This window comes from Bacillus sp. FSL K6-2869 (assembly GCF_040869405.1).
GTDB classification, from domain to species: domain Bacteria; phylum Bacillota; class Bacilli; order Bacillales; family Bacillaceae; genus Bacillus; species Bacillus altitudinis.
This window is the reverse complement of sequence record NZ_CP152035.1, coordinates 3,762,941-3,789,505: the sequence shown is the minus strand read 5'-3', so window position 1 is coordinate 3,789,505 and position 26,565 is coordinate 3,762,941. Positions and strand designations below refer to the sequence as shown.

23 protein-coding genes, 4 tRNA genes and 1 other annotated feature are annotated in these 26,565 nt (G+C 40.2%); of the genes, 24 read left to right on the top strand and 3 right to left on the bottom strand.

Annotation, left to right across the window (positions count from 1 at the left end; translation table 11 throughout):
- Positions 1 to 115: 115 nt before the first annotated feature.
- From MHI58_RS19525 to MHI58_RS19510, 4 genes are all read left to right on the top strand, one after another.
- Entirely contained in the window at positions 116 to 697 is a 582-nt protein-coding gene (locus MHI58_RS19525; RefSeq protein ID WP_285891435.1) for a TetR/AcrR family transcriptional regulator, read from the top strand.
- A 216-nt stretch (positions 698 to 913) separates the two neighbouring features.
- The gene (locus tag MHI58_RS19520; protein ID WP_007497400.1) at positions 914 to 2,209 is read left to right on the top strand and encodes an adenylosuccinate synthase; all 1,296 of its coding nucleotides are present in this window, start codon (positions 914 to 916) and stop codon (positions 2,207 to 2,209) included.
- A gap of 133 nt (positions 2,210 to 2,342) precedes the next feature.
- Positions 2,343 to 3,476: a DUF418 domain-containing protein gene (locus MHI58_RS19515; protein WP_045034899.1), complete on the top strand. Its 1,134-nt coding sequence runs from the start codon at positions 2,343 to 2,345 to the stop codon at positions 3,474 to 3,476.
- 15 nt (positions 3,477 to 3,491) lie between these two features.
- Positions 3,492 to 3,701 (top strand): hypothetical protein, encoded by a 210-nt coding sequence (locus MHI58_RS19510; RefSeq protein ID WP_024718463.1) that lies wholly within the window; start codon positions 3,492 to 3,494, stop codon positions 3,699 to 3,701.
- Positions 3,702 to 3,731: 30 nt separating this feature from the next.
- Here MHI58_RS19510 and MHI58_RS19505 read toward each other — a convergent pair whose 3' ends face one another.
- A complete protein-coding gene (locus MHI58_RS19505) occupies positions 3,732 to 4,256 on the bottom strand; it encodes a peroxiredoxin (RefSeq protein ID WP_045034898.1) in 525 nt (174 codons plus the stop codon).
- 332 nt (positions 4,257 to 4,588) lie between these two features.
- On the opposite strand from MHI58_RS19505, the gene MHI58_RS19500 reads away from it, so the two are divergent.
- The 11 genes from MHI58_RS19500 to MHI58_RS19450 all read left to right on the top strand — a co-directional run bounded on the left by MHI58_RS19500 (position 4,589) and on the right by MHI58_RS19450 (position 12,723).
- A tRNA-Lys gene (locus MHI58_RS19500) sits at positions 4,589 to 4,664 on the top strand.
- Between the two features lie 6 nt (positions 4,665 to 4,670).
- Positions 4,671 to 4,742: transfer RNA gene (locus MHI58_RS19495), tRNA-Glu, on the top strand.
- A gap of 81 nt (positions 4,743 to 4,823) precedes the next feature.
- Positions 4,824 to 4,900, top strand: a tRNA-Asp gene (locus tag MHI58_RS19490).
- A gap of 26 nt (positions 4,901 to 4,926) precedes the next feature.
- Positions 4,927 to 4,999 (top strand) — tRNA-Phe (locus MHI58_RS19485).
- Between the two features lie 347 nt (positions 5,000 to 5,346).
- The gene (gene yycF / locus MHI58_RS19480; RefSeq protein WP_017359978.1) at positions 5,347 to 6,054 is read left to right on the top strand and encodes a response regulator YycF; all 708 of its coding nucleotides are present in this window, start codon (positions 5,347 to 5,349) and stop codon (positions 6,052 to 6,054) included.
- A gap of 7 nt (positions 6,055 to 6,061) precedes the next feature.
- Positions 6,062 to 7,900 carry a cell wall metabolism sensor histidine kinase WalK gene (gene walK / locus MHI58_RS19475; RefSeq protein ID WP_045034897.1) on the top strand — a complete coding sequence of 613 codons (1,839 nt, stop codon included), beginning with the start codon at positions 6,062 to 6,064 and terminating at the stop codon, positions 7,898 to 7,900.
- Complete coding sequence (yycH, locus tag MHI58_RS19470; protein WP_368004350.1) at positions 7,890 to 9,269, top strand: two-component system activity regulator YycH; 1,380 nt, start codon at positions 7,890 to 7,892, stop codon at positions 9,267 to 9,269. The genes walK and yycH overlap by 11 nt, the downstream gene beginning before the upstream one ends.
- A complete protein-coding gene (locus MHI58_RS19465; RefSeq protein ID WP_024718467.1) occupies positions 9,256 to 10,119 on the top strand; it encodes a two-component system regulatory protein YycI in 864 nt (287 codons plus the stop codon). Before yycH ends, MHI58_RS19465 begins: the two co-directional genes overlap by 14 nt.
- A gap of 6 nt (positions 10,120 to 10,125) precedes the next feature.
- Positions 10,126 to 10,920, top strand: coding sequence for an MBL fold metallo-hydrolase (locus MHI58_RS19460; RefSeq protein WP_007497388.1), 795 nt, complete (start codon positions 10,126 to 10,128; stop codon positions 10,918 to 10,920).
- Between the two features lie 81 nt (positions 10,921 to 11,001).
- On the top strand, positions 11,002 to 12,189 hold the full coding sequence (locus MHI58_RS19455; protein WP_025208320.1) for a S1C family serine protease: 1,188 nt from the start codon (positions 11,002 to 11,004) through the stop codon (positions 12,187 to 12,189).
- A gap of 69 nt (positions 12,190 to 12,258) precedes the next feature.
- The gene (locus MHI58_RS19450; RefSeq protein ID WP_082055591.1) at positions 12,259 to 12,723 is read left to right on the top strand and encodes a GNAT family N-acetyltransferase; all 465 of its coding nucleotides are present in this window, start codon (positions 12,259 to 12,261) and stop codon (positions 12,721 to 12,723) included.
- Positions 12,724 to 12,761: 38 nt separating this feature from the next.
- On the opposite strand, the gene MHI58_RS19445 is transcribed toward MHI58_RS19450, so the two are convergent.
- Together MHI58_RS19445 and MHI58_RS19440 are read right to left on the bottom strand one after the other, a co-directional pair.
- Positions 12,762 to 13,643 (bottom strand): ABC transporter ATP-binding protein, encoded by an 882-nt coding sequence (locus tag MHI58_RS19445; protein WP_017359972.1) that lies wholly within the window; start codon positions 13,641 to 13,643, stop codon positions 12,762 to 12,764.
- Positions 13,644 to 14,333, bottom strand: a complete 690-nt coding sequence (locus MHI58_RS19440) for an ABC transporter permease (RefSeq protein ID WP_008347476.1) — start codon at positions 14,331 to 14,333, stop codon at positions 13,644 to 13,646.
- Between the two features lie 192 nt (positions 14,334 to 14,525).
- Positions 14,526 to 14,796: a binding site (T-box leader), on the top strand.
- A 112-nt stretch (positions 14,797 to 14,908) separates the two neighbouring features.
- On the opposite strand from MHI58_RS19440, the gene MHI58_RS19435 reads away from it, so the two are divergent.
- The 9 genes from MHI58_RS19435 to MHI58_RS19395 all read left to right on the top strand — a co-directional run bounded on the left by MHI58_RS19435 (position 14,909) and on the right by MHI58_RS19395 (position 26,312).
- Complete coding sequence (locus MHI58_RS19435) at positions 14,909 to 15,769, top strand: S-adenosyl-l-methionine hydroxide adenosyltransferase family protein (protein ID WP_007497378.1); 861 nt, start codon at positions 14,909 to 14,911, stop codon at positions 15,767 to 15,769.
- A 14-nt stretch (positions 15,770 to 15,783) separates the two neighbouring features.
- Positions 15,784 to 16,341, top strand: a complete 558-nt coding sequence (locus MHI58_RS19430) for an ECF-type riboflavin transporter substrate-binding protein (protein ID WP_041508071.1) — start codon at positions 15,784 to 15,786, stop codon at positions 16,339 to 16,341.
- 19 nt (positions 16,342 to 16,360) lie between these two features.
- The gene (locus MHI58_RS19425; protein ID WP_045034893.1) at positions 16,361 to 18,076 is read left to right on the top strand and encodes an ABC transporter ATP-binding protein; all 1,716 of its coding nucleotides are present in this window, start codon (positions 16,361 to 16,363) and stop codon (positions 18,074 to 18,076) included.
- On the top strand, positions 18,067 to 18,894 hold the full coding sequence (locus MHI58_RS19420; RefSeq protein ID WP_024718473.1) for an energy-coupling factor transporter transmembrane protein EcfT: 828 nt from the start codon (positions 18,067 to 18,069) through the stop codon (positions 18,892 to 18,894). The genes MHI58_RS19425 and MHI58_RS19420 overlap by 10 nt, the downstream gene beginning before the upstream one ends.
- Before the next feature lie 164 nt (positions 18,895 to 19,058).
- Positions 19,059 to 19,229, top strand: a complete 171-nt coding sequence (locus MHI58_RS19415) for a CxxH/CxxC protein (protein ID WP_008360116.1) — start codon at positions 19,059 to 19,061, stop codon at positions 19,227 to 19,229.
- An 80-nt stretch (positions 19,230 to 19,309) separates the two neighbouring features.
- On the top strand, positions 19,310 to 19,789 hold the full coding sequence (gene rlmH, locus MHI58_RS19410) for a 23S rRNA (pseudouridine(1915)-N(3))-methyltransferase RlmH (RefSeq protein WP_041508068.1): 480 nt from the start codon (positions 19,310 to 19,312) through the stop codon (positions 19,787 to 19,789).
- Positions 19,790 to 20,450: 661 nt separating this feature from the next.
- On the top strand, positions 20,451 to 22,220 hold the full coding sequence (locus MHI58_RS19405; protein WP_045034892.1) for a DUF262 domain-containing protein: 1,770 nt from the start codon (positions 20,451 to 20,453) through the stop codon (positions 22,218 to 22,220).
- A gap of 195 nt (positions 22,221 to 22,415) precedes the next feature.
- On the top strand, positions 22,416 to 24,299 hold the full coding sequence (locus MHI58_RS19400) for a nuclease-related domain-containing DEAD/DEAH box helicase (protein ID WP_045034891.1): 1,884 nt from the start codon (positions 22,416 to 22,418) through the stop codon (positions 24,297 to 24,299).
- Positions 24,300 to 24,482: 183 nt separating this feature from the next.
- The gene (locus MHI58_RS19395) at positions 24,483 to 26,312 is read left to right on the top strand and encodes a hypothetical protein (RefSeq protein WP_045034890.1); all 1,830 of its coding nucleotides are present in this window, start codon (positions 24,483 to 24,485) and stop codon (positions 26,310 to 26,312) included.
- Positions 26,313 to 26,565 lie beyond the last annotated feature (253 nt).

Genomic DNA, 26,565 nt, shown 5'->3' with positions numbered 1-26,565 from the left:
TCAGATGATTCCTTTTTTTCACTGTGTTAGATTTAAAGGTAATTCATCAGGAGAAAGGATTCAACCAACAGAAAAGCGAAATCTGTTGAAGAAAATGGGAAGGGGAGAGCGGCTTGTGGCGGACTGCTACAGAGGGGATAAGCGCGCAACTGAATCAAAGCAACAATTAAGAAAAGCATTATTTCAGTTATTAAAGGAGAAGGAATGGGGGAAGATTTCTGTACAAGATTTGACGAACAAGGCAGGGATCCATCGCACCACCTTCTATCAGCATTATGAGGATAAGTTTGACTTAGCTCAGCAGGTCATGGATGAGATGTTTGATGTCATGAAAACCGCTATTTTTGCTCCTGTACATGAAAATGAGTGGAAGAGCGATCATGCAGCATATGTGTATATTTACCGCTTTTATCAGCATTTGCAGGAACATGAAGAGGAGTATCAGATTCTCTTGAAAAGGGGAAGAGAGCTTAATATTCATCAGACGGCCAGTGCTTTTTTTGAAGAAAGCTTTACTTTGGGGCTAGAAGAAGTCACAGGTTCACCACCTGATCCACAACACGTTCCTCTCGAGATGCAGAAGCAATTTGTCATTTCTGCTTATGTTGGAACAGCTGAGTGGTGGCTGAGAAAAGGCAGACCATATTCACCCGACTTTATGGCAAGTTCGATGATTCAATTGATTGAAAATCACTGAACAAATGGAAATGAGAAAAACAGTAATTTTGATCGAAATCTTCTTGTTTAAGCGTAGAATGAGCAATTAAAGCGCTTTTCCTCACATGTAAAACGAACAAAATTTGATTTCGAGATATTAATGTTCGGATTTCACGTTGACTTTTTCATTGTCCATTGATAAAATAAATGTGTTTGAAAGAGATAACGTTTTGAAAGGTTAACGGAGGTGCACGATATGTCTTCAGTAGTCGTAGTAGGTACGCAGTGGGGTGACGAAGGGAAAGGGAAAATTACCGATTTCCTTTCAGAAAATGCAGAGGTGATTGCCCGTTATCAAGGGGGAAACAATGCAGGTCACACAATCAAATTTGATGGAGTGACTTACAAGCTACACCTCATTCCGTCCGGTATTTTTTACAAAGAGAAAACTTGTGTCATCGGTAATGGAATGGTGGTTGATCCTAAAGCGTTGGTCACTGAGCTTGCGTATCTTCACGAACGGAATGTGAGTACAGATAACCTCAGAATCAGCAATAGAGCCCATGTCATTCTGCCTTATCACTTAAAATTGGACGAGGTAGAAGAAGAGCGGAAAGGGGCTAATAAGATCGGTACGACGAAAAAAGGAATCGGACCAGCTTATATGGACAAAGCTGCCCGCGTCGGAATCCGTATCGCAGATTTATTAGATCGTGAAGTATTTGAAGAGAAGCTTGCCCGTAATCTAGAAGAGAAAAATCGTCTTTTAGAGAAAATGTACGACACAGAAGGCTTCAAAATTGAAGATATTTTAGATGAGTATTATGAATATGGTCAGCAAGTGAAAAAATATGTCGTGGACACATCTGTTGTATTGAACGATGCTCTAGATGAAGGCCGCCGTGTTCTTTTTGAAGGGGCACAAGGCGTTATGCTTGATATCGATCAAGGGACATATCCGTTCGTGACGTCATCTAACCCAGTGGCTGGAGGCGTGACGATTGGTTCTGGTGTAGGTCCTACGAAAATTCAACATGTGGTCGGCGTATCAAAAGCTTACACAACTCGTGTAGGTGATGGCCCATTCCCGACAGAACTCCATGATGAAATTGGCGATCAAATCCGTGAAGTTGGCCGTGAATACGGTACGACAACTGGCCGCCCGCGCCGTGTTGGCTGGTTTGACAGTGTTGTTGTTCGTCATGCACGCCGTGTGAGCGGAATTACAGATTTATCTCTTAACTCCATCGATGTACTGACAGGGATTGAGAAATTGAAAATCTGTGTTGCTTATAAATTGAACGGAGAAATCACTGAAGAATTCCCAGCAAGTCTAAATGAATTAGCGAAATGTGAACCTGTCTACGAAGAAATGCCAGGGTGGACAGAGGATATTACAGGCGTGAAGAATTTAAGTGAACTGCCTGCAAATGCCCGTCATTACTTAGAGCGCATTTCACAATTAACAGGTATTCCACTTTCTATTTTCTCAGTCGGACCAGACCGTTCCCAAACGAACGTTGTCCGCAGCGTGTACCGTCCATCATTATAGACTGATCAGACACCAGTAAAATCACACATTTTACTGGTGTCTTTTTTTGTTTAAATATTCCTTAATTTCTACGGAACGCTCTTCCTGTCATTACCAAAATATGATAACTGTATAAAAAGGAAGGAGCGTTCTAGTGAAAGAAAGAATACGATTATTAGATATTTTACGAGGTTTTGCGATATTAGGTACATTGGGTACAAACGTCTGGTTTTTTGCATACGCAGGGGATACCTTTGCGACAGATCAGATTGCGGATGAATATGAAAATGGTAGTTTTCTTGAAAGTCTTGTCTCTATGTTCGTTTATGGCAAAATGCTATCCCTGCTCACAATCATGTTTGGTGTCGGGCTAGAGCTGAAATACCAGCAGGCGAAAAGAAAAAATACGACTTGGCCGGGTACATATTTATGGATTCTTTTATTCTTATTGATTGAAGGCTTTGTCCATTTTGCGTTAGTGATGGAATATGATGTGCTCATGAGTTACGCCGTCACGGGTTTGCTTGTGGCATTTATTGTCCGTGGAGGAAGTCGGCGCATCAAAAAAGGCATGATTGTCTCGGGTGTCATTCATTTGTTGGTGACGGCTTTTCTCGTTGTATTTTCTTTCTCTGAATTGGAAACTGAATCCTATGACGGGAGCAGTGAACCAGCGTACGAAGAACAACTGCCGGAGACATGGATATCTCAAGTTCAAGACCGATTACAGCACTTTTTGATGTACCGAGAAGAAGCGATCTTTATTATCCCAATGAATACCTTTTTGTTTTTATTAGGTGTGCGGATGATGAGAGCTGGTGTATTTTATGCAAATGAGCGTGGGCAAACTCTGCGGAAAATATTATTCAGAATGGGTTTGTGGGTTGGTCTGCCGCTGAATGCGCTCGTCTTCGTACCAAATGAAATAGTAGAATTTGTGGTGCGCTATGTGTTTTCGCCATTCCTCTCTATTTTCTATATTGCTGTCGTGGCGAAGCTTCTAGCACGCACGGAGTCATGGTTCATGTGGACTTGGTTTGAATATGTAGGGAAAATGGCGCTTAGCTGCTATATCCTGCAAAATGTCATCTGCTCTATCCTTTTTTACAGCTGGGGATTGGGTCTTGGCGGTCAAATCAATGCGCCCCTTATTGTCTTGGCATGGCTGTTGATTTCACTTCTGCAAATCGCGATTTCAGCCCTTTGCTTACACGTCTGGCGAATTGGGCCAATGGAGTATATCCGATCACGGGCACTTCGCCGTGTGACAATGAAGAAAGCATCTTAAAGGGGAATAGATACAATGTTTTTCAAAAAAACGACGAAAAGAGAACAAGCCAATGCACAAAAAGCAGCAGGATCGGCGTTTGTTTTTTATCTTCTAGCATTAGGAGGACATGCGTCTTACGCTTTTTTTCAAGGTGAGAGTACACCTGTTACTTTTGTGATTTTAATGACAGGTCTTCTTGTGTTTTTCACCGCAGATTGGCTATACAATAAAAAACATTCATAAAAAAGAAGCTCTCCGATGAGAGCTTCTTTTTTATTTTAGGCTTTTATATTGGCCTTTTAAATTTTTACGAATGTATTGAATGATTTTGCGCAGTTCGTTGGCATGCGGTCTACCAAATGGACTTGTTTGTCTTTGCTGATAGAGGACTTGGCCTTTTTCATTTAATAAGAAATAGGCAGGTTCTCCGTGCACCCCGTGATCTTCATATGGGGCATCTTCCCCGTGATAGAAGACTTCATAGGCTTTCAATGATGTGAGGTCTTGGTCAGACATGATGGGGAAAGAAAGTCCCTCTTTGTCTGCAAATTCTTTCAAGTCTTCAGGGTTATCCGTTGAGATTGTCATTAAGTGAATATCCTTTTCTTGAAAATAGGATTGCTGTTTTTCCAGCTCTTTTAATTCCTCGACACATACTGGGCACCATGATCCTCTAAAGAAAACGATAAGGTGCCAGCTTTGATGCTCCTCTAAATGTTTGTAAAACTCAATGTGATCGCCCTGCACTGCTGGCAGTGAAAAATTGGGCATTTTATCTCCTAATTTAAATGAACTCATCCTATGCTTCCTCCTTTTTCAATCACCATGCTGTTTGTTTCTTGTATAACCAATATTGGTCGGAATCAAACGTTTCTGTGTGCTGGATTGGGCAGTAGCCATTAATTAAATGAAGGCGCTTTCGGATTTAGGCGATGTAACAGAAGATATCAAATCCGACACTTTTTTTAAAAAAATGTCGAAAAACGTATTGCCATATGTAATTACTCTATGATATTATAAATCTCGTTGTTGCAAAGGTCTCTGAAACTTGTTAAGATGCGATTTTCCAGCTTTTAAAGCGATTGGTTTGACGCAATACAGCTTCTTCAGATTCACTTTTCACAAACCGAGAGCCATTAGCTCAGTTGGTAGAGCATCTGACTTTTAATCAGAGGGTCGAAGGTTCGAGTCCTTCATGGCTCACCATGTTTTGGCCCGTTGGTCAAGCGGTTAAGACACCGCCCTTTCACGGCGGTAACACGGGTTCGAATCCCGTACGGGTCATTGATTTACTTTAGCGTTAAGCTAATTTTTCCTCACTTGCTTGAAGGAGCACCACGATTGCTTTTTCGGGCAAGTTACTGAGGTCCGGTAGTTCAGTTGGTTAGAATGCCTGCCTGTCACGCAGGAGGTCGCGGGTTCGAGTCCCGTCCGGACCGCCATTTATACATATTCATCTTTTGATGATGGCTCGGTAGCTCAGTTGGTAGAGCAACGGACTGAAAATCCGTGTGTCGGCGGTTCGATTCCGTCCCGAGCCACTTCCAAACGCATCTGCAATCGCAGGTGCGTTTTTATTATGAAAAGAAGGCATAAAAAGGGAGAAGCCGGACCTAGGTAGGGCCCGGCTCCATAAGAAGAAGACGTTACATATATATAGACGTTTGGTGACTGGAAAAGTTTCAATAAAAAAGGAAAAAGTCATCAAATCTTTTGGGTGAAGTTCTTCTATCCAACGTTTACTAGCAAAGAAAGCCGTTATTATTTTTATCTTTGCCTCGTAAAACGTTATAATAGACAGTGAGCCTTTTTTTCGTAAATGAAGAAGGCGTAATGAGACATGCAAAATGGAATGACATAGATGCTAAAAATGCAGGAGGAAATCACAATGGAAAAAAAGATTCTTGTCGTAGATGATGAAAAGCCGATTGCGGATATATTGGAATTTAACTTAAGAAAAGAGGGCTACGAGGTTCATTGTGCGTATGATGGAAATGAAGCCCTTGAAATGGTAGAAGAAATTAAGCCAGACATTATTTTGCTCGACATTATGCTGCCGAACAAAGATGGCGTTGAAGTATGCCGTGAAGTGAGAAAGAAATATGATATGCCGATTATCATGCTGACAGCAAAAGACTCTGAAATCGATAAAGTCATTGGTCTTGAGCTTGGCGCGGACGATTATGTCACAAAGCCATTCAGTACACGCGAGCTGCTTGCACGTGTAAAAGCAAATTTAAGAAGACAGACGGCTGCTCCGCAATCAGAGGAAGAATCTGAATCAAATGATATCGAGATTGGTTCACTTGTGATCTACCCAGATGCGTATGTCGTGTCTAAGCGTGACGAAACGATTGAGTTAACGCATCGTGAGTTCGAATTGCTTCATTACTTAGCGAAACATATTGGACAAGTCATGACACGTGAGCACTTACTGCAAACGGTTTGGGGCTACGATTACTTCGGAGATGTCCGTACAGTAGACGTGACAGTCCGCCGTCTTCGTGAAAAAATTGAAGACAACCCTAGCCACCCGAGCTGGATCGTGACAAGACGAGGCGTCGGCTACTATTTAAGAAACCCAGAGCAGGACTAAGATTCTTATGAGTAAAGTAGGTTTTTTTCGCTCGATTCACTTTAAATTGACCTTGATTTATGTGCTGCTGATCATTGTCGCCATGCAGATTATTGGCGTGTACTTTGTGAAGCAGCTAGAGCAGTCCTTAATTAATTCCTATGATAATTCCTTGAATCAGCGAATCTACTCGTTATCGTATTACCTAGAACAAGATTCATCGAAAAGCAAGGCAGAATTAAAAGAGGATGCTCAAAAGATATTAAACGATTTTAACAACAAAGATGAGTCTAATGAAATTTCTGAAGTCAGCTATATTGACGAAAGCAGAGAGGTCATTGCCTCTGTAAATAACGGCAGTCAAGAGATTGCCGGGAAGAAAATCACAGATCAAATCATTAGCCGTATTTTCGCGGTTGGCAAAGACTACGAGAAAAAATTCTATGACCCAGAATCGAATAAACGAGTCCGCATATCAGCGACAGCCGTGAAAAATGAGAACCAAGAAACTGTTGGTGTCATTTATGTGGTCTCATCCATGGAAAGTGTTTTTAACCAAATGCGAACGATCAACACCATTTTGGCGACGGGTACACTCATCGCACTTGGGACGACCGCTCTACTTGGTATATTCATATTCAGAACCATTACACACCCAATTTCGGATATGAGAAAGCAAGCGATAGAGCTCGCCAAAGGGAACTTTTCCAGAAAGGTCCGAAAGTATGGACATGATGAGATTGGTCAGCTAGCGACGACATTTAACCATTTGACGAGAGAGCTGGAGGAAGCGCAGCTGATGACAGAGGGTGAGAGGAAAAAGCTTTCTTCTGTTATCGCCTATATGACAGATGGCGTCATTGCCACGAATCAAAACGGTGCCATTATTCTATTAAACAGCCCGGCACTAGAGCTTTTGAATGTTTCACGTGAAACAGCTCTAGAGATGCCGATCACATCCTTGCTTGGCTTAGAAGAAACTCATACATTTGAAGATTTAGTCGAAAATCAAGACTCCATGCTGCTAGAAATTGAACGTGAAGATCAGCTGTCTGTTTTGCGTGTCAATTTCTCAGTGATTCAGAAAGAGCATGGGAAGATTGATGGCTTGATCGCGGTCATTTATGACGTAACTGAGCAGGAAAAAATTGATGCGGAACGTCGTGAATTCGTGGCGAACGTATCGCATGAGCTGCGCACACCGCTTACGACGATGCGAAGCTATCTTGAGGCACTCGCTGAAGGTGCGATTGGTGATAAAGAGCTTGCGCCGAGGTTCCTCAGTGTCACGCAAAATGAAACAGAGCGCATGATTCGGCTTGTGAATGACTTGCTTCAGCTGTCTAAGTTCGACAGTAAGGATTATCAATTCAATCGTGAGTGGACGAATTTTATCAGGTTTATCTCGCTCGTCATTGATCGTTTTGAAATGACGAAGGAGCAGCATGTCGATTTCATCCGCAACTTGCCGCAGCGTGAAATATATGTGGAAATTGACCAAGATAAAATCACTCAGGTGCTCGATAATATCATTTCCAATGCTATGAAATACTCGCCAGAGGGTGGACACATTACGTTCACTGTCGATTTGGATGAGGAGCAAAGTCTTGTGTTATTCAGTGTCAAAGATGAAGGAATCGGTATTCCGAAGAAGGATATGGATAAAATCTTTGAACGTTTTTATCGAGTGGATAAGGCAAGAACAAGAAAGCTTGGCGGAACCGGCCTAGGTCTTGCGATTGCAAAAGAAATGGTTCAGGCTCATGGCGGAGATATTTGGGCTGACAGCATTGAAGGAAAAGGCACAACAGTAACCTTTAGCCTTCCGTACAATGAAGAACAAGAGGATGATTGGGATGAAGCGTGAGACCTTTAAAACCATTATATTGACAATCCTAATTGCGATCAGTCTTGTGTTTACATGGAATATTTGGATGTTCCAGCCCGTCATGCAGGATCAGGCTGATGCCGGCACACAGGTCGTGGAAACGAAGAAGATTTCAAGCGACGAGCCTAGGAGTCTCATTGATGTCGTGAAGCCGCGTGAGATGTTCATCCATTCCAATGGAGAGCATTTCAAAGTCGATCAAAAGGAACTCTTCCAAAACTTTTGGAATGATGTGAGCCTGTGGGATGTAAAAGAGATTGCCGATGTGTCGGACCAATATTCCGAGCAGAAATTTAAGAATTTCTTCTATGGACGCGAGGGGCAAGGCAAAACATTGGATCTTGTGTTCAATGATCCGATTCCGATTGATATTTTCCAAGCGCTGTTTAAATGGCCGAATAAATCCATTGAATACAACTCATTTGACCGGATGATTGTGCCGTTTGCTCAGCCGGATAAGGCCAATAAGAAAGTCTATTTGGTTTCATACAGCAAGGAATCGGTGCTTGAGCTAACGATTGAATCTGCCAACTATCGTAATTTGATGGATAGTATTGCAGCCGCTCAAAACGAAATGCCGCGCTATGATCTATATACTTTCTCTACGAATTCAAAACGAGATTTCCTTCTGCCGCAGAAGCAAAAGCAGCTTGAAGCGAAAATGTTCTTTATCGAAACGATTAAGACAAGCAAATTCAAGGACGCTTTGTTTACAGACCCAAGTCTAGTTGGGGAGGAGTCTAATTTAAACCGGACGGTATATACAGATGGAACGAGTCGTCTTGAAGCAAATCAAAAAGACCACCGCATCCAATATCAGCATCGTAATATCAATTCTAGTACCGTATTCCAAACGGGGGATTTGATCAAGCGAAGCGTGAAATATTTCAATGATACCGGAAGTTTTACCGATAATTATCAATACTTCGGTATTAACAGCAACCAGCAGCTGTCCTTTAATATGTTTATGGATGGACTGCCGATCGCCAACAGCACAAAACATCCATTTGGTATGACATCACTTGAAGTACAATGGGCGAATGATGACATCTTGAGTTATAAGCGTCCAAACTACATTCTAGGCAACAAAGCGAGTCAGAGTGAACAGGTCAAACTGATGAATGGGACAGAGCTGAAAAACTTGATCATCAAGCAGACGAAGTATGATGATTTAGAGAAAATTGAACAGATTTTCCCTGCCTATCAAGCGACATCGACGGCATCAGATCAGGATCAAGCGATGTTTGTCTGGCTAGAGCCGGTATGGTGTATGAAATATAACGGAAAAACCGTCATTTTATCGAATGATTTGCTGACAGAGGGGAGCGAGAATCATGGAGTGGAATAAGACCAAAACGATCTTTATCCTAGCCTTTCTCGTTCTCGATATCTTTCTAGGTTTTCAATACTTTGAAAAGCGATCGACCGATCATTTTGCGATTATCGAAAAAACAGATACGCTGGAAGAAATGAAGGCAGACGGAATCAAATATGGCAATCTATCAGATGAAGCGAAGATTGGATACCGCATTACAGCTGAGAAAAAGCAATATACGAAAAAGGATGTCGACGGATTAGCTGATCAAAAGACGAAAAGCACATTCCCGAAAACCGAGAAAGATGATCCTGTCACCCTGCTTGAAATGACCTTCAATAAACCAGTCGCATTGCCGAAAAAAGATATGAAAACAGCAGCGACCAATCTTGTGAGCCAGCGTTTACTGGATGGCAAGAATTATAAGCTCTGGAGCATCGATGAAGAAACAGGTGAAATCGTCTTTTTCCAAACGTATAAAGGAAAATACATCTTCCAAGAAGGTCTTGATGACACCGAAACCATTGGGAAGATCACATTGGATGTGAACGATCAAAACGAGGTCGTCTCGTATCGGCAGTCGATGGTGACATCGATTAATGAAGTGAGAAAAGAAACCCTTGTCCCGGCGCTTGAAACGGTGAAGGACTTATATACACAAAATATGCTGAGCCAAAACACGACAGTGAAAAAAGTGGAGCTAGGCTACTACACGCAATACCCAGGTGCAAGCACTCAAGTAATGGTTCCTGTATGGCGAGTAGAGATTGAAGGCGTGGCAACTGGTTCAAAGAAAAAGACAGAAGAAGAATATTTGATCAATGCCATTGATGGCTCAACACTTGATCATATAGAGAAAGAAGACAAATCTTCATTGGAGTGAGAGAACATGAGCTTGCAGTTCAGTGTACTAGCGAGCGGAAGTACGGGGAACGCTTTTTATTTAGAAACCGATGAGCATGCTTTTTTAGTAGATGCAGGCTTAAGCGGCAAACAGATGGTGGAGCTGCTTGGTCAAATCGATCGCAAGCCGGAAGACTTGGACGGAATTTTTGTCACACACGAGCACTCAGATCATATTAAAGGACTCGGTGTGATGGCAAGAAAGTACAAGCTTCCTGTCTATGCAAATGCAAAAACATGGAAGGCGATGGAGTCACATATTGGGAAAGTGGATACGGAGCAGAAATTCCACTTTGATATGGAGACGGTTCAATCATTCGGCGGTCTCGATGTTGAATCATTTGGCGTATCACATGATGCGGCAGAGCCCATGTTTTACGTATTCCATTATGGCGGGCGTAAACTTGCCCTTATGACGGATACAGGCTATGTGAGTGACCGGATGAAAGGGATTATTAAATCAGCCAATACGTTCGTATTTGAGAGCAACCATGATGTCGGCATGCTGCAAATGGGGCGCTACCCATGGAGTATTAAACGCAGAATTTTGAGCGATGTCGGACACGTATCCAATGAAGATGCAGCTCTTGCTATGACAGACGTGATTGGAGACGCCACCTCACGCATTTATTTGGCCCACTTGAGTCAAGACAACAACATGAAGGACTTAGCCCGTATGGCGGTCCAGCAGACGCTTGAAATGAAGGGCTTTGTTGTAGGGGACGGCTTTGATTTATATGATACGGACCCGAAAAAAGCAACCCCGCTTTGCGCCGTATGATTTTTACAATCGTATGATTAAGATAAGAGCTTCTTACCAACACTATATACATCATCTATTCACTGAAAGGAAGGAAACATAGTGGATTATCGCGATGTAGAGTGGAAGCCGAGACGAAGCAGAAAAGGATATTTCCTATCTGGTCTGATCGGTGTATTGGTAGGAGCTTTTTTAATGGGATTCTTTTTCCCCTATGTGTCTGGACAAAGCGGCAGCCCCTTTGGCTGGCAATCAGCTGGAGATCAGCAGGCATCAGATGGCCCTTTAAAGACCGTCAATGTGAACGTGAATGATGCGGTCACAAAAGTGGTATCGAGTATGTCGGATACGGTTGTCGGCGTCATTAACATTCAAAAGTCGAGCTTTTGGGAAGAAGGCGGTGAAGCAGGCAGCGGGTCAGGTGTGATTTATAAAAAAAAGGGTGACACCTTTTATATTGTGACCAACCATCATGTCATCAAAGGCGCAAACCAGCTTGAAGTGAGCCTTCAGGACGGGACAAGGATCGGGGCAAATCTTGTCGGCAGTGATCAGCTTATGGATTTAGCGGTACTCACGGTCAAAAGTGATAAGATCAAGAAAACCGCCGCCTTCGGCAATTCAGACCATGTCAAACCAGGTGAGCCTGTCATCGCCATTGGAAATCCATTAGGCCTTGAATTTGCTGGCTCCGTCACACAAGGTGTGATTTCTGGAACGGAGCGTGCGATCCCTGTTGATTCTAATGGTGATGGACAGACGGATTGGAATGCGGAAGTTTTGCAAACGGATGCCGCCATTAATCCTGGGAACAGCGGCGGAGCCTTGATTAATATGGACGGGAAAGTGATCGGCATCAATTCAATGAAGATTGCTGAGTCAGAGGTGGAAGGGATTGGGCTGTCTATTCCTGCGAATCTGGTGATCCCTGTCATAGAGGATTTAGAGCGCTATGGAGAGGTGAAGCGTCCGTACCTTGGCGTTGGGATGAAATCACTAGCAGATATTGCGAGCTATCATTGGCAGGAAACGTTAAAACTGCCATCAAAGGTCACAACCGGAGTCGTCGTGATGAGTGTCGAGCCTTTGTCTCCAGCAGGGAAAGCAGGGTTAAAAGAGCTGGATGTCGTGACGTCGTTTGACGGCAAGGAAGTACAAAATATCGTCGATCTGCGTAAATATCTTTATCAAAAGAAAGTCGGCGACAAGGTAAAGGTGCAATTTTACCGAAGCGGAAAGAAAAAATCAGTCGAGATCAAACTCTCCCAAACCGATCGGTTCGGAGGCTAGCCAGTTCCTATAGGGGACTGGCTTTTTTTATATGCACAGCATATGATAAAGAAAAGGGGGAGAGAGGATTTGGTCACATTACAGCCGATGTCACAAACGGATTATGACGTCTTAATAGAGGAGTCTATTAAGAGGTACGCAGGAGAAAAGGTACTCGCAGGGACATGGAATCAGGAAGAAGCGCAAAAGAACGCAGAGGAACAATTTGAGCGGTTGCTTCCTGAAGGACTTCAGACAGAGGATCATGAGCTGTGGACCTTCATGCATGGAGACGAATCCATTGGGTGGGTATGGCTTTGCTATGATCCAGATCATCCCCAGCATGAAGGCTTTATTTATAATTTTATTTTGTTTGAAGCGTATCGAGGAAAAGGGTTGGCAAAACAGGCCATGACGGCATTAGAAGAGCAGGCAAAGTCATTAGGTGTGAAGAAACTATCGCTGCATGTCTTTGCCCATAATCAAATCGCCCGCTCACTTTATGAGAAAACGGGATTTGCTGAGACTGGGATTTACATGAGCAAACCTTTATAAAAAAAGAGAAGTACCGTGCAGAGAGCGTACGGTACTTTTTACGTGGACATCATGGCATCTTGCGCCGTGACTCGGTATAGGTCGACTTTGCATTTCACAAACGCACGGATGATGGCTGGGACTTGAGCTTCTGAACGAATCAACAATGAGGTCTCGTCATCTCTGATCACAAGGTCTGTTCCCACACTTTGTAAGTACTGCGTGAGAACAGGCTTCACCTCATCATCAATCCATGCATGCTTGAAGGTGGCACGAATGGTTGAGGACGTGATGGTTTTCTCTTGAGGATGAGTACTTGAGGACACGATTTTTCCTTCAGATATGAAAGCTGTTTTGGTACAAATAGGCTGGGTGAACCTTGGCTCGTCTGCTGTTAAAAAGACCGTTTTTCCTTCGAATTTTAACGATTCAATCACCCGCTGGATATGTAAGATAGAATCTGCATCAATATCCGCAAAAGGCTCATCAAGTAAAATAAAGTCAGGCCGATGAGCGATGGCCTGAGCCATTCCGAGCCGCTTCTTCATCCCAGGTGTAAAGGCACCGACTTTCTCTTGATGATAACGATGTAAGCCAACAAATTCGAGTAATTCTTCATAATAGCTCGTTTTCTGGCGAGTACCCGTAATTTTCGATAAATAGGCAATATGCTCAATAGCAGTCAGCCCTTCATATAAATCTGTATATTCAGGCAGAACACCGATATGATGACGTACTTTTTTTAACGACGTCATGTTCATCATGATAAACGTGCCAGAGGTGGGGCGGGAGATCCCTGTAATGATATTAAAGAAGGTCGTCTTACCAGCACCCTTCGGTCCAATGAGGCCGAAGATATCCCCTTGATGGATATCAAGATCAATATGATCTATTGCGACTTTCGTCCGATATTTTTTTGTCAGCCCTTTTGTGTGAAGCACTTAGACATCCCTCCTCTGAAACAGTAGTGCAGTTCCAACGAGTAAGACAACAGTCAATGCGGCATTCATCAGCACATAGGTCAGCGGTTCACTCCAGCGAGCATAATAGTAAGGCGTCACGTATTGGAACCAGTGAATCAACCGTTCTGAAGAAAGAACAGACATCATGCTCATGATCGGAAATAGAAAGGAAAACAACATGCCAACAAACATCGATTTCTGTGGTGTTGGAAAGAGCATGGACAAAAACAAAGCACAGGAGATGCCGACACTGATAAACGTTAATATTTTTAAGGCATCAGAGAACAGAAAACGATGTGAAATCACCATATTTAATATATATGTGGTCATAATGCAACTGAGCCAAAACAGCATCAGCCCAAGATATTTCCCGATGACAATGTTTAAACGGGTCGTTTTGCTGACGAGAAAACGAATGGTTTTCAAATGAATTTCGCGGCTCAAAATATCATGAGATAATAAAAAAATAAGGAAGAAACCAAATAACGAAATCACTAGTTCATTCCCAATGGAATAAGGGTCCTTTGCCTGTTCCCACTTTCCTTGATAAGCAGCTATAAATGGAAGACTTGATACAAAAGTAGATAAAATGAAAATAATAACAATTGTTAAGATGGATTTTGTGCTTTTGAAGAGCTGCTTAAATTCATTCATACAGATGGTCCACACACACTGTACCTCCCTTCATCTTTATTATACCGCTAGAAAAGAAAGACACCATATCTCGCTCTTTAACATTTGCTTAAATTTTATAAAAAAGAAGACTCTTCCAGAACAGTTAACTCATTTTTAAAAATGTTCAGAAAAATATCTTGATTTATCAAAAAACATCATGTATGATAGCTTTAATTCAAGATAGTTAAACAGGCAATGACGAGAGAAAGTACAATCATCAATTTTTCCACAGAGAGCTTCGGCAGCTGAAAAGAAGCAAAAATAATGATTCGAAAAATGGTCTCTGAGCCTCGTGCTGAACATATCCATGATATTAGTAGGTGACGACGAGAGTTGGTACTCGTTATCAAAACCACAGTATATGAGCCAAATTGGAGCTTTGTACTTGTAGAGGCTGTTTAGCGCGAGCAAACAGTAAATAAAGGTGGTACCACGAGACAAATACCTCGTCCTTATGATTCATAGATAAGGATGGGGTATTTTTTATTGTCCACTTTTTTTTCATACAAATGTTCAAATGTTCCACGTGAAACACCACAACCATTTTTTCAAATGAAAGGGAGATTAACATGAGTGAACATGCATTGGTTTTACAATCAGATTTCGGTATTGATGATGGAGCGGTCAGCGCAATGTACGGCGTAGCCAATACAGTGAGCAGCGGCATCCGCATTTTTGATTTAACTCACAACATTCCCCAATATGACATTTGGGAAGCGTCTTATCGCTTGCTTCAGACGGTTACATATTGGCCGGAAGAAACGGTATTTGTCTCCGTTGTTGATCCAGGCGTTGGATCAGAGCGAAAGAGCCTTGTCGTCAAAACAACAAGCTCACACTACATCATCACACCTGATAATGGGACACTTACGCATGTCGCACAGGATATTGGCATCGTGGAGGCTCGGTATTTAGATGAAACCATCAACCGTCTGCCGAAGTCAGGAAAATCACATACATTCCATGGTAGAGACATTTACGCCTATACAGGCGCGAGAATTGCTTCAGGTGTGATTTCTTTTGAAGAGGTCGGGCCAAAGGCGAATATAGAGGACATTATTCACCTTCCAGTCGTACAAGCTTATGCGGAAGAAGAAGTGATCACAGGGACGATTGATATTTTAGATGTGCGGTTCGGAAACCTATGGACAAACATTCATCATACGTTATTTGAACAGCTTTCAATCAATTATGGGGATGCAATAGAAGTTACCATTGCCAACGGGCCAAAAAATGTGTATAAAAATATCATGACCTATGGACGATCTTTTGCCGATTTAAAGGTAGGCGAACCACTCGTATATGTCAATTCACTCGATCATTTAGGCGTGGCGATCAATCAAGGGTCATTTGCAAAGGCTTATAACATCGGTACAGGCACAGGCTGGCGCCTTTCGATTCGCAAAGCTCCGCGCATTATATATGAATAAGAGGAGGAAACATCATGGCAGGTAAACAACTTTCAACGAAAACTGTCGTTGCCATCGGAATTGGCGCAGCCGTCTTTGTCATTTTAGGACGCTTCGTCTCTATTCCAACTGGGATTCCGAATACACAAATTGAAACATCGTACGCGTTCCTTGCGTTAATGGCCGTGCTATTTGGTCCTGTTGCAGGCGCATTGATTGGATTTATTGGTCATCTCATTAAAGATGCCACCACATTTGGACCTTGGTGGAGCTGGATTATCGTTTCGGGTGTTGTTGGTTTATTGATCGGCCTCATTTCGAACCGTTTAAAAGTAGAAGAGGGCGACTTTGGCTGGAAAAAAATCACGCTCTTCAACGCCGTCCAAGCCGGCGCACAAGCATTAGGCTGGTTTGTCATTGCGCCGGTACTCGACATTGTGATCTATGCAGAACCTGCAAATAAAGTGTTTGTTCAAGGAATCGTAGCAGGAATCTCAAACATCATCACAGTCGGTGTACTAGGCACCATCATCATTGCGGCTTATGCGAAAACAAGAAGCAAAAGCGGCAGTCTATCGAAAGAAACATCATGAAGCAAGGTGGAACACATAAATGAAGAAACCGATGATTCAATTCGAACATTTCGGATTCAAGTATCGCAGTCAGGCAGAACCAACATTGAAAGATATCAACCTGACCATCTATGAAGGAGAAAAAGTCCTCATCGCAGGCCCGTCTGGATCGGGAAAAAGCACACTAGCCCATTGTATCAATGGGCTAGTTCCTGCGTCTTATAAAGGTTCTATGGAAGGAAGTCTTCACATCGGCGGGAAAAATGCAGAGAAAGAAAACATTTTCTCCCTCTCACAGCTCGTCGGAACGGTACTGCAAGATCCTGATGGACAATTTATCGGGCTGACCGTTGGAGAAGATATCGCGTTCACACTAGAAAATGATCAAGTCACACGCGAAGAAATGAAAACACGTGTCGAGAAAGCGGCAAAATTAACAGAGGTAGACGGCAAACTGGCATCATCCGTGCATGAGCTGTCAGGCGGTCAAAAACAACGTGTCGCCATCGCAGGCGTACTTGTCAACGATGTCGACATTTTGCTGTTTGATGAACCACTGGCAAGCCTTGATCCCGCAACAGGTAAAGAAGTGATCGATCTCATTGACCGTCTGCAAAAAGAAACGAAAAAAACGGTCGTGATGGTGGAACATCGATTGGAAGACGTCCTCTTCCGCCATGTCGACCGCATCATCGTTGTCAATGACGGCACGATTGCAGCGGATATGACACCAGATGAATTGCTCGCCTCAAATGTATTAGAAGCGGCGTATTTACGTGAGCCTTTATATGTGAGAGCGATGAAATATGCAGGTATTCCGATTGCAGCAGGAGATCAGATCGCTAATTTACAGCATCTCACCTTAAATGACGAGGCAAAAGAGAAAATCGAACAATGGATGGAAGCATCTGAGCCATCAGTCGAGCAGAATGCAGCGCCGGATTTACTAGAAGTGCGTGAGCTGAGCTTTGATTATCCGACAAGACCAAACACGCTGAGCAACATCTCTTTTACCGTCAAAAAAGGAGAAATGATCAGCATCGCCGGTGCCAATGGCGCAGGCAAGACGACACTATCCAAGGTGCTCTGCGCATTTGAAAAGCCAACAAAAGGGACAATCCTTTTAAATGGCGATGACATCACCGGAGACACCATCAAACAGCGCTCCGAACGAATCGGTGTCGTCATGCAAAACCCAAATCAAATGATTTCGAAACAAATGATTTTTGATGAAGTCGCCCTCGGTCTCGTTTTAAGAGGCGTGAAGGAAGACGACATCAAGGATCGTGTAGAGCGAGTCCTGAAAGTGTGCGGGCTGTATCCATTTCGGAACTGGCCGATCTCAGCCCTCAGCTTTGGACAGAAAAAACGCGTCACCATTGCATCCATTCTTGTGTTAGAGCCAGAAATCATCATTTTAGATGAGCCAACGGCCGGTCAAGATTTTAGACATTACACAGAGATGATGACGTTTTTAGAGCAATTAAATCAACAGGGCGTCACGATTTTGATGATCACCCATGATATGCATCTCATGCTCGAATACACAACAAGAACCATCGTCATTTCAGATGGAGAAAAAATTGCAGATGATACACCAGCCAAAGTGCTGACAGATCAGCTGCTAGTCCAAAAGGCGAGCTTAAAAGAAACGTCGCTCTATGAACTGGCGCTAAAAGCAGACTGGCCAAATCCAAATGAACTCGTGGATCGCTTCATTGAGGTTGACAGAAAGGAACGAATGACATGGCTGTAGACATGCTGTCTTATATCGATCGCCCGTCGCCAATTCACCGGCTGACAGGTGCCACCAAACTCATTTGCTTTATCCTCTGGTCATCCGCAGCGATGCTCACATATGATACAGGCGTATTAGTGTTTATGCTAGTTGCCAGTATCGTGTTCTTTCAGCTATCAAACGTACGATTTCGTGATATCTCTTTCGTAGTGATTGTCTTGGCGATTTTTCTTGTCATCAATAACATCGCCATTTACGTCTTTGCGCCTCAGCAAGGTGTCGCCATCTATGGAGCGAAGCACGAGTTGTTTCATATTGCAGGCTGGTACAACGTCACACTTGAACAGCTTTTCTATCAGTTAAACATTACACTGAAATACGTGACTGTGATGCCAGCAGCACTTTTATTTATCGTGACAACAAATCCAAGTGAATTCGCCTCATCGCTCAGCAGAATCGGGGTCAGCTACCGGATTTCGTATGCGGTAGCGATTGCGCTGCGCTATATTCCAGATATTCAGCGTGATTTTCGAACGATTGCCATTTCTCAGCAAGCAAGAGGCATTGATTTATCGAAGAATGAAAAACTGGGAAAACGGATTAAAAATGCGCTGTCGATTGTGATGCCGCTGATTTTCTCCAGCCTAGAGCGGATTGAAACGATCAGCAATGCGATGGAACTGCGCGGGTTTGGAAAGCATAAAAAGCGCACATGGTTTACGGCGAAAGACTTTCAAAAAGCAGATTATGCGGCGTTAATCTTTGTTGGAGCGGTACTGATTGTGTCGCTAGTAATTACATTTGTTAGAGGAACGAGATTTTACAATCCGTTTTGATAGAAGGAAGCCTTCACAGGAGTGGAGGCTTTTTTATTTGGTTTGTGGATAAAAGGTGTGGAAAATGGTAAAGGACTATTAACATGTGAATAAATCGGTTATATTGAACAATGAGCGAAACACTTGTGAATAACCAGACAATATATTGGAGGAATTAGAAACTTATGAACAAATCACTTTATGCTTGTGCAGAACATATAGAAACCGTACTAGACATGTACATAGATGATCACGAAACACCGCCAGAATTCAGAAAAATCGAACATACACACAGCTTATCCACAACCTGTGAATTGTGCGATGAACCTGCAATATATATAGTGGGGAACGAATGATCGGACACAAAATACACAAATTTTATCCACAATTGTTGATAACTTATATGAATAACTTGTTCTTAAGGTGGGGATGACCTGTGAATATATCAATTATCACAGTAGGAAAATTAAAAGAGAAATATTTAAAGCAAGGCATAGCCGAATACACAAAACGATTACAGGCATACGCAAAAATCGAGATCATTGAGCTCGCAGACGAAAAAGCACCCGAGAATCTCAGCGAGCAAGACATGAAAATCATCAAAGACAAAGAAGGCGAACGCATCCTAAGCAAAATCAACCCAGACGCCCACGTCATCGCCCTCGCCATCGAAGGAAAAATGAAAAGTTCCGAAGAATTAGCCGATACAATAGATAAGCTGGCAACATACGGAAAAAGTAAGGTGTGTTTTGTCATAGGCGGATCCCTTGGGTTAAGCGATGCTGTGATGCAGCGGGCGAATGAGAAACTGTCGTTTTCGAGGATGACGTTCCCGCATCAGTTGATGAGGCTGGTGTTGGTGGAGCAGATTTATCGGGCGTTTCGGATTGTTCGGGGGGAGCCTTATCATAAGTAGATGAGTTTTTTTTAATCATTCCTAGCATAATTAATAGTATCTTGATGTAAAAGGTTCAGCTTAATGTTCTATAAAAGATGTCTTTGCTAGACATTGTAAACTTAAATCTTATGAGTATCTGATAATGATACATTAAACTTTCCATTCGCTGTCTTCTCTGTTTTATCTTTTGTTGATGCCTCATAAGAAAATCATTGAATTTTTCAATAACCAATATTTTTTCTTTTTAAAATCGCTAGGTTTATTCTTACTGTTAATTTTTTATGTCTAATTCCATAACTTATTTAAACGATAGTGAGTAGAAGAATATGAATGATAAGAACCTATTTTGTGAAATCGTAGAGACTAACAATTTCTGTTAAAATATTATTCGATGGAATGAAGTTTTATTGAAATTAGGTAATGGAAATTTAAATAATAGGAGACACAACTTGAAAAAATAAAATAAAAATAGATATGGATATCGCACTTGAACAAGCATTAAAAATATCTGGTGTAAAGATAGAAAGAGAAAGCTTTCTGACCCATACCTTTTCAGAACTTGTATCTTCAGCACATTATCCATATTGATTTACAAGATAGCATACTAGTAAAAAATTAATAATTCTAATTATTAATCGGTAGTATAAAGTAAATGTATTAAAAGAAAGGAGAATAAATAATGGCTACATCTATAGAAGTAAATAAACAGAGTGTTAAGCAACTATTAGAAACAGGAAAAGTAAATAAATTTATTATTCCTGAATATCAACGTCCGTATGCATGGACTGACGAACAGATTCAAACGCTTTTTGAAGACTTAACAGAGTATACAGAAAATGATAATGGAAGCACTTATTTTCTAGGAACGATTGTTTCTTATGAAAATGATAGTGGTGAACAAGAAATTATAGACGGTCAGCAGCGAATTACGTCTTTATTCTTATTGTTACGAGCGCTTTACTTCAAACTTAATTCAATGAAAGAAACAAAGGAAGTAGCAAACTTTAAAGCACAAATAGAATCAGCATTGTGGGAACAAGATGAATTAACAGCTGAGGTTAACTTTGAAAAAGCTCTAATTGAATCTAGAGTTATAAGTGATGAGGGAAACAAAATTTTTGGTCAGATTCTTGTTAACGGGACTACTAAAGAAACTGCAAAAGATAACTATTCACTTAACTATAAATTATTTACAGAGTTAATTGAGAATTATGCTTCAAATGAACCGGAGTTATTTTTTTGGTTTATTAGGAATGTTTTAAACAAGGCAATCTTATTACCAATCACAGCTGATTCCCAAGATACAGCTTTAACGATCTTTTCAACTCTTAACGATAGAGGACTAGCTTTATCCGATGCTGATATTTTTAAAGCGAAAATCTATAATAATTTAAGTGTTGATATTAGAGCTGTTTTCATTGAGCAATGGCAACAACTTGATGATGAAGCGAAGGATGCTGGTGAAAGCATTCAAAAACTATTCTATTATTATATGTTCTATTTAAGAGCCTTAGAAAATGATCGAAATACTACAACTCCAGGTCTAAGAAAGTATTATTCCAGAAATAATTTTGAACAGTTATATAAAACTGATATTATTACAAACTTAAATTCAATGCTGAATTTATGGAAGGTGGTTAACAATCGTGTGGAAATAGAAGATGAGAATTGGTCTAAAAATATCGAGATTAAACAAATACTTGATGGGTTATCTTCGTATCCAAATGAATTTTGGAAGTATCCAGTAGTTATTTATTATCTTAATTATTATAATTTACCAAATTTCGAAAACCTTTTTTTACGGTTTCTTAAAAATTTACTTGCTGTTTTGGCAGCGCGTTACATAGTTACGCCAACTATTAATGTAGTCAAGCGAGGGATTTTAAATCTAAACTCTGAAATTATTAATTCGCCTACACCTATATTTAATTTTAATAAGTTGGATGAACAAGAGCTAAAAATTAAGATTAAAACTGCGCATCGTAATACTGTTCGAATGATTTTAAAGATACTTGCTTATCAAAAGCAGGAGGAACTCCTTCCTGATAAATGGGAAATCGAGCATATACTACCTAGAAAATGGCAATCCAGTTATTTTCCAAATAATTCTGAGGAAGAGATAAAAGAACTTGTGGAGCATTTGGGAAATAAAATACCTTTTGAAAAAAAGCTTAATATCATTGCAAGTAATGGATATTTTAAAAAGAAACAAGACAGCTACAATAAGTCTAAAGTTCAAATCTTATTAAATTTATCTAGCGAACATAAAGACTGGGGAATGAATGAAATTCGAGAAAGAGACATACGAATTTCTGACGAGCTATTAAATGTATTTAATGATTGGGGATTAAATCAACCCGATTTTCTAAGTAAAAGTGAAGAACAACCAACCCCAACCCCTGAAGATTTAAGAGCAATAAGGGAATTAAAAAGAAAAGGTCTAATTTAAAATTTATTTTTTAGAAGCTATGAATTTGAGTGACTTGTGTTAATTTCATAGCTTTAAATATACTTAACTATCTTTCTAACGAACATCACGATCACCATTCTTTAAATAATCCTATATAATGTAATAATTTACATTCAAACAATCCAGATTATTCCGATATATGGTTTATAAGGATAATAGAGGGGTGTAGTATGAATGGCAATTACATTACCAGAAAGTATTAAAAGTACTGCTACTGCAGGAGAACGAATTTTATTTCGAACATTAAAGGAATATCTACCCGAGGATTATATTGTTCATTATGAGCCTAATATCAATGGGTTTAGACCAGACTTTGTGATAATCGGTCCGGATCTAGGAGTATTAGTTTTGGAAGTAAAAGATTACACCAAAAATACAATAAGAGAGCTAAACGATAATACCTGGGGCATTTTAAATTCTTCTGGTGATTTACATAGAGTGAAGAGTCCCCTAGTTCAATCAAGAGAGTATGCTTTTAAAATAAAAGATATGCTTGAGAAAGACATTGATTTAATCAATACAGAAGGGAAATATCAGTTTAAATTAAAGTTTCCTTATGGTTATGGTGTCGTCTTCACTCGGCTTCATGAAGAACAACTTTTAAAAAATAAAGTATATGAGGTTATTGATCCACATTTTATTTTATCGCGTGATCAGATTGATCCGGATAATGACCATTTTGATCCTGAGATCTTAATAGAAAAATTGTTTGATATGTTTCATGTGCCTTTCAAGTTAAATACTCCACTATCATCTGACGAATTAGAAAGGATTCGTTATCATCTGTACAAAGAAATACGCGTTGGAGCAGATGTTGAACCAGTCCCATACCAAGAAAAACTGTTATTATCTTTTCGAAACATCAAAACGATGGATCTGCATCAAGAAAACTTGGCTAAACAGATTGGTGATAAACATCGGCTAATTAGAGGAGTAGCAGGAAGTGGTAAAACCTTAATCTTAGCGACTCGAGCAAAAATGTTAGCTGAACAACATCCGAATTGGAAGATATTAATACTCTGTTACAATGTAGCTTTGAAACAAAATATTAAACAAATGATTCATTCTAAATTTACAGAACCAGATGATTTTCTGACATCCGATCATAGAAAAACACCAAATTTAAATAATATACAAATATTAAATTTTCATCACTGGATTAAAAAAGATCATGGTATTTCAGAACTTGAAATAGATGATTACATTGAAAAAATAGAAAATGATGCTTTAACTCCTGTAAAGTATGATGCCATTTTAATTGATGAAGGGCAGGACTTTGAAGGGAGCTGGCTGCATCTCATGAGCTTATGCTTAGATCAAGAGACGCAATCTTTACTTTTAGTAGAAGATAGAGCGCAAGATATCTATCGGAAAAGTAGAAGCTATGTGAAAGATACGGGCCTTGATTTTAGAGGTAGATCTAGAATCTTAAATATAAATTATCGTAATACGTCACAAATTGTGGATTTTGGATGGAAATTTTACGATAGCCATAGAGCTTTAGATCTTAAATTAAAACAAGAACAGACAGAGACAATCGAAATCATCCCTCCAAAAAAGACGAAACGTAAAGGGCCAGAAGTAGAGCTTTTAAGATGTAATACCTTTAAAGAAGAAATAGAGGAGATTACTAAACAAATAGTGGATCAACATAATGAAAAGAACATACCTTACTCTGAAATGGCTATTTTATATCGTATAAAGGGATATAATAACCATTATATATCAGCGATTCAATCTGAATTTCAAACAAAGAATATTCCTTACAATTGGATAACTGAAAATGGTGCAACCAAACATAAGTTCAATCCAGAGGAAGAGACAGTCAAAATTTGTTCTCTCGATAGTAGTAAAGGTCTTGACTTCCACTCAGTTTTTATTGTGAAAGCTGATCTGATGCCATTAAAGTATGAAGAGGATCAAGAAAAAGAAGTGTCTTTAATGTATATAGGAATGACTCGTGCTAAAGAGTACCTATCAATATCTTATTCAGGTGTTTCTTCGTTTACTCAGTATTTTGAGGATGCAAAGCAAAAAGAGCCGACATTTAATCAATAATTTTAAATAGTAAAAGGTACGGGAATTATTCATTTCTCATACCTTTTTTCATGTAAGAAGAAAAGAAGACTCTTCTTAATAAATATCGTATTATATATAATGAAAACTTAGTTCAAGAAACGATTACAGCAGGTATTGGTAACGATCACATATTCAATCTACAATTACTCAAAGGAGACTTCCATGGGTTTCAAAGCTGACTTTAAACATGAAATACGTAACGTAATAAAAGATGTAGAAAAAGAAATAAATAAAACATGGAAAATTGAATATAAAGGGCATTCTATAGAAATTACAAACCAAATAAAAGAAGAGCAACTAATCATTGATGGTGTGACAGTTGATAAAAAACAACGAAAAAGTTTATTGACTCATATGATCCCTTATTCAAAATTGTCAGGGATATTGGAGCTTCAAGATGGTACAAAACACAAAGTGTCCGTTAAACTGGGTGGGTATGTACGATTTCGTTGTATTGTGAAAGTAGATCATGAAACGGTTTTAGATGATTCAATAAAGTTAAATTTTCTACAATGGGATCATAAAGAGAAAATCGTTCCCTTTATTCAACAACAAATTCAATCACATCATAAAATAGTAGACGACCGTTTACCCGATGAAGATTATTTATTTGACGAAAATGAACCACGATTGGCTCCCGGTTTATCTGATTATTATGTAGATGAACGACCTGCCCCTTTTTATGTGAAGAAACTATTGAAGCTTTTTGAAATACAACTGAATCATCCTACAAACGAAACTAGAAAAAAAACATATGAAAAAATCATTTCTAACAATATGGCGAGTCGCAACAGTGAGTTAATTGACCGATTTCAGCAAACACAATGGGATGAATCCCGTGTACAGCAAGAAGCGTTATGGCTTCTTGAGCATGCAGCACATCGGGAGGTCGTCAAATTTGCAGTTATGATACTGGGATGTACGAACTGTGAAAAATACAAAGAGCTCTTATTCACAATAGGTATGCATGAAGAATTTACTTCTTATGTCGTGTTTGCATTGAAGAATGGCACAATTCAAGGAAACGAACATGTTTGGCGTCTTGCAAAGTCTGTTGATGGATGGGGAAAAATTTCGGCTGTTGAGCAATTGGAAGCATCGACGCCAGAAATAAAACGATGGCTACTAACAAAGGGCTGCGAAAATACAATCATGAATGAATACTTAGCCTATACTTGCGCTCTTAATGGTGATCTGGAAACAGCTTTATCAGAAGATGAAATTTCCAAAGAATTATACGATGGAGCGAGTCTCATCATTCAAGCATTATTAGAAGATGAGGTTTCTATCTACGGAATCGATGAGTATTCAAATGCAAGCTCAGTTCTCTGCCGATTTATTCACCATGCTCATAAGCACTGCCAAGCAATTGAGGACTTTTATCCAATATTGAAAATAAATGAGTTTTTAAATGATGATCAAGAGATTTGGGAAGACCGATTGAATGATTCATGGAAACAGGACGATTATAAGGCTATCCAGGAAGCTGTTCAACCGTTTATCAATGACAGTAGATGGCCAAAGCTTGCAACCGATTCGTTACAACAGGGTTTTAGCTCCCAAGCACTTGAAATCGCTCTCTTTTATCGTTTAGATGTGATTGAGCATCTATTTGCTTTACTTGAGAAAGATCCGACAAATAGTGAAATATACTTTGCTGTGATGGACACAAATCATCACCAGCATATTAGAGAGCTTTGTACATTTGCAGAAACACATTTATCGTTATCAAACCTCTCAGATGATGAAGTGGCTTGTCTACAATATATTGTGCAAGATTTATATGAACACGACGGTGTAGGATTACCATTGATTCAAGCTGCACTTAGATCAAATGATGGAAATTTACAGTATCATGCTTTAAGTGTATTAAAGGAATGGCCTCCTTCGTATGCGCAGAAAGCGGCCACAAGGGAATTGATTGAACATATATCCATTAAGACTGATGATAAAGAAGATCGAAAGTTAGCCAAACATTTGTTAAAGAAATAATATTTGATTAAGTAGAGCATAACAATTCAACGGGGATAAAACTTAAAAATATTAGAAAGCAGGCACACCATGCACACAATAAAAAAATAGGCCAAACCTTCTCCTACATCACATCAGTATCACACACCGACCGCCCCATCCTAGGTATGGTCGCAGGCAATAACAAAACATTAATGATCGATGCCGGCAACGTTGTAAGGAATCTCCAACAACACATGTTGACATATCGTTATTTATCGATATAATGGTTTGT

Excerpts from the sequence above, each read along its gene's own strand:
- MHI58_RS19520 (WP_007497400.1), top strand. The coding sequence starts at position 914 with ATGTCTTCAGTAGTCGTAGTAGGTACGCAGTGGGGTGACGAAGGGAAA.
- MHI58_RS19510 (WP_024718463.1), top strand. The coding sequence starts at position 3,492 with ATGTTTTTCAAAAAAACGACGAAAAGAGAACAAGCCAATGCACAAAAA.
- MHI58_RS19505 (WP_045034898.1), bottom strand. The coding sequence starts at position 4,256 with ATGAGTTCATTTAAATTAGGAGATAAAATGCCCAATTTTTCACTGCCA.
- yycF (WP_017359978.1), top strand. The coding sequence starts at position 5,347 with ATGGAAAAAAAGATTCTTGTCGTAGATGATGAAAAGCCGATTGCGGAT.
- walK (WP_045034897.1), top strand. The coding sequence starts at position 6,062 with ATGAGTAAAGTAGGTTTTTTTCGCTCGATTCACTTTAAATTGACCTTG.
- yycH (WP_368004350.1), top strand. The coding sequence starts at position 7,890 with ATGAAGCGTGAGACCTTTAAAACCATTATATTGACAATCCTAATTGCG.
- MHI58_RS19465 (WP_024718467.1), top strand. The coding sequence starts at position 9,256 with ATGGAGTGGAATAAGACCAAAACGATCTTTATCCTAGCCTTTCTCGTT.
- MHI58_RS19460 (WP_007497388.1), top strand. The coding sequence starts at position 10,126 with ATGAGCTTGCAGTTCAGTGTACTAGCGAGCGGAAGTACGGGGAACGCT.
- MHI58_RS19435 (WP_007497378.1), top strand. The coding sequence starts at position 14,909 with ATGAGTGAACATGCATTGGTTTTACAATCAGATTTCGGTATTGATGAT.
- MHI58_RS19430 (WP_041508071.1), top strand. The coding sequence starts at position 15,784 with ATGGCAGGTAAACAACTTTCAACGAAAACTGTCGTTGCCATCGGAATT.
- MHI58_RS19425 (WP_045034893.1), top strand. The coding sequence starts at position 16,361 with ATGAAGAAACCGATGATTCAATTCGAACATTTCGGATTCAAGTATCGC.
- MHI58_RS19420 (WP_024718473.1), top strand. The coding sequence starts at position 18,067 with ATGGCTGTAGACATGCTGTCTTATATCGATCGCCCGTCGCCAATTCAC.
- MHI58_RS19415 (WP_008360116.1), top strand. The coding sequence starts at position 19,059 with ATGAACAAATCACTTTATGCTTGTGCAGAACATATAGAAACCGTACTA.
- MHI58_RS19405 (WP_045034892.1), top strand. The coding sequence starts at position 20,451 with ATGGCTACATCTATAGAAGTAAATAAACAGAGTGTTAAGCAACTATTA.
- MHI58_RS19400 (WP_045034891.1), top strand. The coding sequence starts at position 22,416 with ATGGCAATTACATTACCAGAAAGTATTAAAAGTACTGCTACTGCAGGA.
- MHI58_RS19395 (WP_045034890.1), top strand. The coding sequence starts at position 24,483 with ATGGGTTTCAAAGCTGACTTTAAACATGAAATACGTAACGTAATAAAA.